11 protein-coding genes and 1 pseudogene are annotated in these 6,553 nt (G+C 65.2%); all 12 read right to left on the bottom strand.

The features are described from left to right. A partial coding sequence (gene rpsM / locus Q7T09_RS12815) for a 30S ribosomal protein S13 (RefSeq protein ID WP_304700171.1) occupies positions 1-168 on the bottom strand: 168 nt, incomplete at its 3' end. A 490-nt stretch (positions 169-658) separates the two neighbouring features. Continuing rightward, entirely contained in the window at positions 659-1,228 is a 570-nt protein-coding gene (locus Q7T09_RS12810) for an adenylate kinase (RefSeq protein ID WP_304700170.1), read from the bottom strand. Between the two features lie 64 nt (positions 1,229-1,292). Further along, positions 1,293-2,642 carry a preprotein translocase subunit SecY gene (gene secY, locus Q7T09_RS12805; protein ID WP_304700169.1) on the bottom strand — a complete coding sequence of 450 codons (1,350 nt, stop codon included), beginning with the start codon at positions 2,640-2,642 and terminating at the stop codon, positions 1,293-1,295. A gap of 188 nt (positions 2,643-2,830) precedes the next feature. After that, positions 2,831-3,319, bottom strand: a complete 489-nt coding sequence (rplO, locus tag Q7T09_RS12800) for a 50S ribosomal protein L15 (protein ID WP_304700167.1) — start codon at positions 3,317-3,319, stop codon at positions 2,831-2,833. A 107-nt stretch (positions 3,320-3,426) separates the two neighbouring features. Continuing rightward, complete coding sequence (gene rpmD / locus Q7T09_RS12795; RefSeq protein ID WP_215340952.1) at positions 3,427-3,612, bottom strand: 50S ribosomal protein L30; 186 nt, start codon at positions 3,610-3,612, stop codon at positions 3,427-3,429. A 3-nt stretch (positions 3,613-3,615) separates the two neighbouring features. Next, entirely contained in the window at positions 3,616-4,218 is a 603-nt protein-coding gene (rpsE, locus tag Q7T09_RS12790; protein ID WP_304700164.1) for a 30S ribosomal protein S5, read from the bottom strand. Between the two features lie 10 nt (positions 4,219-4,228). After that, positions 4,229-4,588 carry a 50S ribosomal protein L18 gene (gene rplR, locus Q7T09_RS12785; RefSeq protein WP_304700162.1) on the bottom strand — a complete coding sequence of 120 codons (360 nt, stop codon included), beginning with the start codon at positions 4,586-4,588 and terminating at the stop codon, positions 4,229-4,231. 3 nt (positions 4,589-4,591) lie between these two features. After that, complete coding sequence (gene rplF / locus Q7T09_RS12780; RefSeq protein ID WP_304700159.1) at positions 4,592-5,125, bottom strand: 50S ribosomal protein L6; 534 nt, start codon at positions 5,123-5,125, stop codon at positions 4,592-4,594. A gap of 1 nt (position 5,126) precedes the next feature. Then, positions 5,127-5,522, bottom strand: coding sequence for a 30S ribosomal protein S8 (gene rpsH / locus Q7T09_RS12775; RefSeq protein ID WP_304700156.1), 396 nt, complete (start codon positions 5,520-5,522; stop codon positions 5,127-5,129). A gap of 10 nt (positions 5,523-5,532) precedes the next feature. Beyond that, positions 5,533-5,838 (bottom strand): 30S ribosomal protein S14, encoded by a 306-nt coding sequence (gene rpsN, locus Q7T09_RS12770; protein WP_304700154.1) that lies wholly within the window; start codon positions 5,836-5,838, stop codon positions 5,533-5,535. 21 nt (positions 5,839-5,859) lie between these two features. Next, entirely contained in the window at positions 5,860-6,420 is a 561-nt protein-coding gene (gene rplE / locus Q7T09_RS12765; RefSeq protein ID WP_304700152.1) for a 50S ribosomal protein L5, read from the bottom strand. After that, a pseudogene (locus Q7T09_RS12760) lies at positions 6,413-6,553 on the bottom strand (50S ribosomal protein L24); the annotation flags it as partial. The pseudogene Q7T09_RS12760 and the gene rplE, both read right to left, overlap by 8 nt.

Here is a 6,553-nt window from a genome sequence, read left to right as displayed (position 1 = left end):
GATCTGCAGCACCTCGGCGTCCGTCAGCTGGTTGACGCGACGAGCGTCTTCGATGCCAACCTTCTGGACGATCTCGGCGGCTTTCGCCTGGCCGATGCCATGGATGTACTGAAGCGCGATGACGACGCGCTTGTTAGTCGGAATGTTTACGCCGGCGATGCGGGCCACTTGGGGTATTCTCCTGGTCACGCAGAGAAGCGCGAACAACGCCCCGGCCCAAGTTGGGAGGCCGGCACGTCCCTCGCGCGTTTCGCGGAAGCGGCCCGTTATAGGGACAGTTGCGTTTCCGTCAATGCCGGAAGCGCCGGAAAATGACCTTCTTTGGGGTCTTGCAGGCACGCGCGACCCTCCCCCGCGGCCTGGACGGGGGAATGACTCGATGATCCATCGATATTCGCGACGAAAACAAGTCGGCGCGCGGCGATCGACCGGCGAAAGCGGGGTTTCGAATCGATTCTGACGGGAAATGCGGAAGATTCGCTCTGCCCCTCCCTTCACATCAATCGTCATCCTCGGGCTTGTCCCGAGGATCCATGATCTCGGAGGCGCAGGACCAGAACGCACAACGCCGCCCATGCCAAGGCTGGCGAGGCGGCGTTTATGGATCCTCGGGACGAGCCCGAGGATGACGGAAGAGGGTGGGCCTGACGGCGCGCCCCTAGCGCGGGGCGTCCAGGGCCTTGTCGATGGCGGCGGCGACGGTGTCGATGGAGCCCATGCCGTCGACCTGCGCCAGCTTCTTCTGGCCCTCGTAATAGGGCAGCAGGGGCGCGGTGTTGTCGTTGTAGGCCGCCAGCCGGACCTTGAAGCTTTCCGGGTTGTCGTCGGGGCGGCCGGATTCGGCGAAGCGGCCGGCGATGCGCAGGGTCAGGGCCGCGTCGTCCACCTTCAGGCGGACCACCATGTCGATCTTCTTGCCGCGCTTGGCCAGCATCTCATCCAGGGCCTTGGCCTGGGCGAGCGTCCGGGGGAAGCCGTCGAAGATGGCGCCGCCGGCGGCCTCGGTCTCCGGCAGCCGTTCCTCGATCAGCGCGATGACGATCTCGTCGGTCACCAGCTCCCCGCGCTCCATGACGCCCGCCACCTTCTTACCGAGCTCCGAGCCCGAGGCGATGGCGGCGCGCAGCATGTCGCCGGTGGACAGCTGGACCATGTTTCGGCCATCCACCAGCCGCTTGGCCTGGGTGCCCTTGCCGGCGGCCGGCGGTCCGAACAGAATCAAATTCATGACTTAAATGTCCCCTCCCCGCCGGCCATCCCCATGACCGGCGTCAAATTCGGTGGCGCAGGCTTTAGCGCCCGCGTCCTCCGCGCAGCTTCGATTTCTTGATCAGGCCCTCATATTGGTGGGCCAGAAGATGCGACTGGATCTGGGTCACGGTGTCCATGGTCACGCTCACCACGATGAGGATCGAGGTGCCGCCCAGATAGAAGGGCGCGTTGTAGAAGGCGATCAGCGCCTCGGGCAACAGGCAGACCAGGGTGATATAGGCCGCGCCGACGACGGTCAGGCGGGTCAGGACGAAGTCCAGATACTCCGCCGTGCGCTTGCCGGGCCGGATGCCGGGCAGGAAGCCGCCGTACTTGCGCAGGTTCTCGGCGGTGTCCTCCGGATTGAAGACGACCGAGGTGTAGAAGAAGCAGAAGAACCCGATCAGGGCGCCGTACAGCACCATGAAGGCCGGCCGGCCGTGCTGGAGCTCCCCCACCACGGTGGGCATCCATTGCAGCCAGGCCGGCAGGTCGGCATTGGCCAGGAAGCTCATGGCCGTGGCCGGCAGCAGCAGCAGGGACGAGGCGAAGATCGGCGGGATCACGCCCGAGGTGTTGATCTTCAGCGGCAGGAACGAGGTGTCGCCGCCGAACATGCGGTTGCCCTGCTGACGCTTGGGATACTGCACCAGCAGACGCCGCTGGGAGCGTTCCATGAAGACGATGACCAGCACCACGCCGATGGCCAGGGCGGTGATCAGGAACAGGGCGATCGGCGGCAGGGCGCCGGTCCGGGTCATGGAGAACATCTGGAAGATGCCGCGCGGCAGGACCGCGACGATGCCGGCGAAGATGATCAGCGAGACGCCGTTGCCGACCCCGCGGCTGGTGATCTGCTCGCCCAGCCACATCAGGAACAGCGTGCCGCCGGTGAGCGTCACGACCGTGGAGACCAGGAAGAAGACGCCGGGATTGTTCACCAGGCCCTGGCTGTTCTGCAGCCCGATGGCGATCCCGAAGGATTGAAGGAGCGCCAGGACCACGGTCAGGTACCGGGTGTACTGGTTCAGGGTCTTGCGGCCCGCCTCCCCGCCTTCCTTCCGCAGCTTCTCCCAGGGCGGATAGACCGTCCCCAAGAGCTGCACGATGATGGAGGCCGAGATGTAGGGGCCGACATTGAGGGCGAAGATCGCCATCCGCTCGACGGCGCCGCCCGAGAACATGTTGAACATGCCCAGGATGCCCTGGGACTGGCCCTGGAACGCGCTGGCGAAGGCGTTGATGTCGATGCCCGGTATCGGGATGTAGGTCCCCAGCCGGTAGACCACCATCGCCAGGATGGTGAAGGTGATACGCTTGTGAAGCTCGGTCGCCTTGGCGAAGGCGCCGAAGTTCATATTGGCGGCGAGCTGTTCGGCGGCCGAAGCCATAGGGTACCCCGAAGCTTTAAGACCGGTCGTACATAGGGCGTCCGACCGGCGGTGTCATCTCGCCTAGGCTCCCTCCCCTTTATGGGGAGGGGAAGATCGCGAAGCGATCGGGGTGGGGGAGTTTCGCAACCTCCCCACCCGTCTGGCGCTCCGCGCCATCCACCCTCCCCATGAAGGGGAGGGAAAGCTTAGGCTTCGGCCGATTCGGCGGCGACGGGGGCGGTCGTGGTGACCTTGCCGCCGGCCTTCTCGACAGCGGCCTTGGCCGCGGCCGAGGCCGAATGGACGGTGATGTCGATCTTGGAGTTCAGGACGCCCTTGCCCAGCAGGCGCACGCCGTCCAGTTCGCGGCGCACGATGCCGGAGGCCACCAGGACCTTGGCGTCGATGGGCTTGCCGGCATCGAGCTTGCCAGCGGCGATCGCCTGCTCGAGACGCCAGAAGTTCACCTCGGCGAACTTCAGCGCGTTGGGATTGTTGAACCCGCGCTTGGGCATGCGCATGTGCAGCGGCATCTGGCCGCCTTCGAAGCCGGCGATGGCGACGCCGGAGCGCGCCTTCTGGCCCTTGACGCCGCGGCCGCCGGTCTTGCCCTTGCCGGAACCCTCGCCGCGCCCGACGCGCATGCGGTTCTTGGTGGAGCCTTCGCGCGGCTTCAGTTCATTGAGCTTGGTCATGTGACGCCTCTCCTTGGAGATCAATCGCCGGGCTGGCGCCCGACTCGGCTGATGGAAATGTCAGAAGGGCGGCGCAAGCGCCGCCCCTCGAAGTCGTGTGCAGGCCCTTAGGCCTTGGTCTCGACCACTTCAAGCATGTGGGCGACCTTGGCGATCATGCCGCGCACCGAAGGGGTGTCCTCCAGGGTGGAGACACGGCCCATCTTGTTGAGGCCCAGGCCCACGAGAGTCGCGCGCTGGTCCTTGGTGCGGCGGAGCGGGCTGCCGGTCTGACGAACGGTGACAGTAGCCATGGATTATTCTCCGTCGGCGGCGGCGCTGGCGCCGTCGGCGCGGCGGCCGATCACGTCAGCGACCTTCTTGCCGCGCTTGGCGGCGACCTGGCGGGGCGAAGACTGAGCCTTCAGCGCCTCGAAGGTCGCGCGCACCATGTTGTAGGGGTTGGACGAACCGACCGACTTGCCCACGACGTCCTGGACGCCCAGGGTTTCGAGAACCGCGCGCATCGGACCGCCGGCGATGACGCCGGTGCCCGGAGGGGCCGAGCGGACCATGACCTTGCCGGCGCCCCAACGGCCATTGCCGTCGTGGTGCAGGGTGCGGCTCTCGCGGAGCGGCACGCGGATCATCGTCTTCTTGGCTTCCTCGGTGGCCTTGCGGATGGCTTCGGGCACTTCACGCGCCTTGCCATGCCCAAAGCCGACGCGGCCCTTCTGGTCGCCGACGATCATGAGGGCGGCGAACGAGAAACGACGGCCCCCCTTCACGGTGGCGGCGACGCGGTTGATGTGCACCAGCTTCTCGACGATGTCGGAATCGGCGCGTTCTTCAGCGGGGTTGCCGCGGTTGCGATCGCGGCGATTGTCGCCGCCGCCGCCTTGTGAGTTTCCACGAGCCATCTGCGTACCCCTAGAAGTTCAGGCCGGCTTCGCGCGCGGCGTCGGCGAGGGCCTTGACCCGGCCGTGATAAATGTAGCCGCCGCGATCGAAGACGACGTCCTTGACGCCCTTTTCGATGGCGCGCTGGGCGACCAGGGCGCCGACGCGGGCGGCGGCGTCCTTGTCCGAGCCCTTGGCCGTCTTGTCGTCGCCTTCCAGCGAGGACGCGGCGGCCAGGGTCACGCCGCGAGCATCATCAATGATCTGGGCGTAGATGTTCTTGGACGAGCGGAAGACCGACAGGCGCGGACGCCCGTTGGCCAGCGACCGCAGGCGGATGCGCGTGCGCTCGGCGCGGCGCTTGGCGGTGTCACGAGGAGTAAGAGCCATGACCTACTTCTTCTTGCCTTCCTTGCGACGGACCACTTCGCCCGCATAGCGGACGCCCTTGCCCTTGTAGGGCTCGGGGGGCCGGAGCCGGCGGATCTGCGAGGCGATCTCGCCAACGACCTGCTTGTCGATGCCGCTGATCTTGATTTCGGTTTGCTTGGGCACCGCGAAGGTGATCCCGCTGGGCGCGGGCACATCCACGTCGTGGCTGAAGCCGAGCTGCATCGAGAGGGCGTCGCCCTTCATCGCGGCCCGGTAGCCGACGCCGACCAGTTCGAGAGTCTTCTCGAAGCCGGTGGTGACGCCCACGACCATGTTGCTGACCAGGGTGCGCGAGAGGCCCCACATGGCTTGCGCCCGGGTGTTCTCGACCGACTTGGTCAGGTTGAGCTCGGCGCCCTCGTGCTTGACCACGATCTCTTCGGGCAGGGTCCAGGAGAGTTGGCCCTTGGGCCCCTTCACCTCGATGGTCTGACCGGAGATGGTGACCGTGACCCCGGAGGGTACGGCGACCGCCTTCTTTCCGATACGGGACATTCTAGTAGACCCTGCAGAGGACTTCGCCGCCCACGTTCGCGTCGCGCGCGGCCGTGTCGGACATGACGCCCTTCGGCGTCGACAGGATCGAGATCCCAAGACCGTTCTTCACGGGCTTCAGATCAGAGATCGACGAATAGACGCGACGGCCAGGCTTCGAGATCCGGCGGATTTCCACGATGACCGGCTGGCCGTCGAAGTACTTCAGCTCGATTTCGAATTCCGGGAAGGCGCCGGGCTGCTGCACCAGGTGGTAGCCGCGGATGTAGCCTTCGTCGGCCAGGACGTCGAGGACGCGCGCGCGCATCTTCGAGGCCGGGCACATGACTTTCGCACGGCCGCGCGTGGCGGCGTTCTTGATGCGGGCGATCATATCGCCAACGGGGTCGTTCACCATGAGACCCTCCTCACCAGCTCGACTTCACGAGGCCAGGAATCTGGCCACTCGATCCCAGATCGCGCAGGGCGATCCGGCTCATACGGAGCTTGCGGTAATAGGCCCGCGGGCGCCCGGTGACTTCGCATCGATTGCGGATGCGGGTCTTGGACGAGTTACGCGGCAGCTCTGCAAGCTTGAGGCGAGCCTCGAAGCGTTCTTCGAGGGGCAGGCTCTCGTTGTTCGCAACCGCCTTCAGCGCATCGCGCTTGCTGGCGTATTGCTTGACGAGCTTCTTGACCATCTCGTTGCGGTTTACGGCGCTTTTCTTAGCCATCTGTTCTTTCCTTCCCGCCGGTTACGCTTGAACGAACGGGAATTGGAATTCCTTGAGAAGCGCGCGCGCTTCGTCATCGGTCTTCGCTGTCGTGGCGACGATGATGTCCATGCCCCACATTTGGTCGATCTGGTCGTAGTTGATCTCCGGGAACACGATGTGTTCCTTCAGACCCATGGCGTAGTTGCCACGACCGTCGAACGAGGTCGGCTTCAGGCCCCGGAAGTCCTTCACCCGCGGCAAAGCGATGGTGATCAGACGATCGAGGAACTCATACATCCGGTCCGCGCGCAGGGTGACCTTCGCGCCGATCGTCATGCCCTCACGGATCTTGAACTGGGCCACCGAGAGGCGGGCCTTGGTCGCGACCGGCTTCTGGCCGGCGATCGCGGCCAGGTCCTTCATCGCGGCGGCGGCCTTCTTGGAGTCCGCCACGGCTTCGCCGATGCCCATGTTCAGGACGATCTTGTCCAGTTTGGGGACCTGCATCTCGTTGGAATAGCCGAACTGTTCCTTCATCGTGGCGCGGATGCGCTCACGATAAATGGTTTTCATCCGGGGTTCGTAAGCTTGATCAGCCATTGATCGCCTCGCCCGTGGTCTTGGCAAAACGCACCTTCTTGTCGCCGTCCATGCGGAAGCCGACGCGGGTGGGTTTGCCGTTGGAATCGACGATGGCGACGTTCGAGACGTGCACCGGCGCTTCCTTGTGTTT

Origin of the sequence: Phenylobacterium sp. (assembly GCF_030645195.1) — a bacterium.
Lineage (GTDB): Bacteria > Pseudomonadota > Alphaproteobacteria > Caulobacterales > Caulobacteraceae > Phenylobacterium.
This window is presented reverse-complemented; position numbering and strand designations above follow the sequence as displayed.

Coding starts and splice junctions, on each gene's coding strand:
- rplE (WP_304700152.1), bottom strand. CDS start 6,420: ATGGCTGATCAAGCTTACGAACCCCGGATGAAAACCATTTATCGTGAG.
- Q7T09_RS12810 (WP_304700170.1), bottom strand. CDS start 1,228: ATGAATTTGATTCTGTTCGGACCGCCGGCCGCCGGCAAGGGCACCCAG.
- rplF (WP_304700159.1), bottom strand. CDS start 5,125: ATGTCCCGTATCGGAAAGAAGGCGGTCGCCGTACCCTCCGGGGTCACG.
- rpsH (WP_304700156.1), bottom strand. CDS start 5,522: ATGGTGAACGACCCCGTTGGCGATATGATCGCCCGCATCAAGAACGCC.
- rplO (WP_304700167.1), bottom strand. CDS start 3,319: ATGACCAAGCTCAATGAACTGAAGCCGCGCGAAGGCTCCACCAAGAAC.
- rpsE (WP_304700164.1), bottom strand. CDS start 4,218: ATGGCTCGTGGAAACTCACAAGGCGGCGGCGGCGACAATCGCCGCGAT.
- rpmD (WP_215340952.1), bottom strand. CDS start 3,612: ATGGCTACTGTCACCGTTCGTCAGACCGGCAGCCCGCTCCGCCGCACC.
- rplR (WP_304700162.1), bottom strand. CDS start 4,588: ATGGCTCTTACTCCTCGTGACACCGCCAAGCGCCGCGCCGAGCGCACG.
- rpsN (WP_304700154.1), bottom strand. CDS start 5,838: ATGGCTAAGAAAAGCGCCGTAAACCGCAACGAGATGGTCAAGAAGCTC.
- secY (WP_304700169.1), bottom strand. CDS start 2,642: ATGGCTTCGGCCGCCGAACAGCTCGCCGCCAATATGAACTTCGGCGCC.